We start from the raw sequence: 2,500 nt of genomic DNA on the forward strand, positions 1-2,500 counted from the left end.
TAAGCAAAGTGCTTGGCCTGCCGCGTTATCGCTGTTTGCCTCGGTCATATTATTGACCGGCGATAACCCCAAATAAGTCGGTAAAACAATCTGTAGTAATACACCGCAAGCGATCGTATGTCTCTAACTCACAATCCGCTAGCTTAGCTAGTCGTTAGTAACCATCTCTGTTGTATGGTCAAGCCGCACGGGCAATTAGTACTGGTTAGCTCAACGCCTCACAACGCTTCCACACCCAGCCTATCAACGTGGTAGTCTTCCACGGCCCTTCAGGAGGCTCAAGGCCTCAGGGAGATCTTATCTTGAAGGAGGCTTCCCGCTTAGATGCTTTCAGCGGTTATCCCGTCCGAACATAGCTACCCGGCAATGCCACTGGCGTGACAACCGGAACACCAGAGGTTCGTTCACTCCGGTCCTCTCGTACTAGGAGCAACTCTTCTCAAATCTCCAACGCCCACGGCAGATAGGGACCGAACTGTCTCACGACGTTCTAAACCCAGCTCGCGTACCACTTTAAATGGCGAACAGCCATACCCTTGGGACCGGCTTCAGCCCCAGGATGTGATGAGCCGACATCGAGGTGCCAAACACCGCCGTCGATGTGAACTCTTGGGCGGTATCAGCCTGTTATCCCCGGAGTACCTTTTATCCGTTGAGCGATGGCCCTTCCATACAGAACCACCGGATCACTATGACCTACTTTCGTACCTGCTCGACATGTCTGTCTCGCAGTCAAGCGCACTTATACCATTATGCTCATTGCATGATTTCCGACCATGCTGAGTGCACCTTCGTACTCCTCCGTTACTCTTTGGGAGGAGACCGCCCCAGTCAAACTACCCACCATACACTGTCCTCGATCCGGATAACGGACCAGAGTTAGAACCTCAAACATACCAGGGTGGTATTTCAAGGACGGCTCCACAACAACTAGCGTCATTGCTTCAAAGCCTCCCACCTATCCTACACAAATAGGCTCAAAGTTCAGTGCAAAGCTGTAGTAAAGGTTCACGGGGTCTTTCCGTCTAGCCGCGGGTACACTGCATCTTAACAGCGATTTCAATTTCACTGAGTCTCTGGTGGAGACAGCGTGGCCATCGTTACGCCATTCGTGCAGGTCGGAACTTACCCGACAAGGAATTTCGCTACCTTAGGACCGTTATAGTTACGGCCGCCGTTTACCGGGGCTTCGATCAAGAGCTTCGCCGAAGCTAACCCCATCAATTAACCTTCCGGCACCGGGCAGGCGTCACACCCTATACGTCCTCTTACGAGTTTGCAGAGTGCTATGTTTTTAATAAACAGTCGCAGCCACCTGGTCACTTCGACCGGCCTCAGCTTAGGGAGCAAGTCCCATCACCAAAACCGGCGTACCTTCTCCCGAAGTTACGGTACCATTTTGCCTAGTTCCTTCACCAGAGTTCTCTCAAGCGCCTTGGTATTCTCTACCTGACCACCTGTGTCGGTTTAGAGTACGATTCACTATTACCTGAAGCTTAGAAGTTTTTCCTGGAAGCAGGGCATCAACCACTTCACCCACTAAGTGGGCTTCGTCATCAGTTCTCAGCCTTAGGGACCCGGATTTGCCTAAGTCCCCAGCCTACAACCTTAAACATGGACAACCAATCGCCATGCTGGCCTAGCCTTCTCCGTCACTCCGTCGCAGTAATAGCGAGTACAGGAATATTAACCTGTTTCCCATCGACTACGGCTTTCGCCCTCGCCTTAGGGGTCGACTAACCCTGTCCCGATTAGCGTTGGACAGGAACCCTTGGTCTTCCGGCGGGGAGGTTTTTCACCTCCCTTATCGTTACTCATGTCAGCATTCGCACTTGTGATACCTCCAGCAGACCTCCCGATCCACCTTCAACGGCTTACACAACGCTCCTCTACCATGCTCCTAAGAGCATCCGCAGCTTCGGTTATCAGTTTGAGCCCCGGTATATCTTCCGCGCAGGCCGACTCGACTAGTGAGCTATTACGCTTTCTTTAAAGGATGGCTGCTTCTAAGCCAACCTCCTAGCTGTCTGGGCCTTCCCACATCGTTTCCCACTTAACTGATATTTGGGACCTTAGCTGGCGGTCTGGGTTGTTTCCCTTTCCACGACGGACGTTAGCACCCGCCGTGTGTCTCCCGCGATTGCACTCCTCGGTATTCGGAGTTTGCATGGGGTTGGTAAGTCGGGATGACCCCCTAGCCCAAACAGTGCTCTACCCCCGAGGGTGAGACGCGAGGCGCTACCTAAATAGCTTTCGAGGAGAACCAGCTATCTCCCGGCTTGATTAGCCTTTCACTCCGATCCACAGGTCATCCCCTAATTTTTCAACATTAGTGGGTTCGGTCCTCCAGTTGATGTTACTCAACCTTCAACCTGCCCATGGATAGATCGCCGGGTTTCGGGTCTATTGCCTGCAACTAAACGCCCTATTAAGACTCGATTTCTCTACGGCTCCCCTAAGCGGTTAACCTTGCTACAGACAATAAGTCGCTGACCCATTA

General features: G+C 52.2%; 1 rRNA gene (only partly in view). It reads right to left on the reverse strand.

What is annotated here, in order from left to right:
* Positions 1-174 precede the first annotated feature (174 nt).
* Positions 175-2,500 (reverse strand): 23S ribosomal RNA (locus ACJJIE_RS15905) (it continues 556 nt past the right edge of the window).

The sequence above is a fragment of the Microbulbifer maximicatervae (SeqCode) genome, assembly GCF_052467325.1.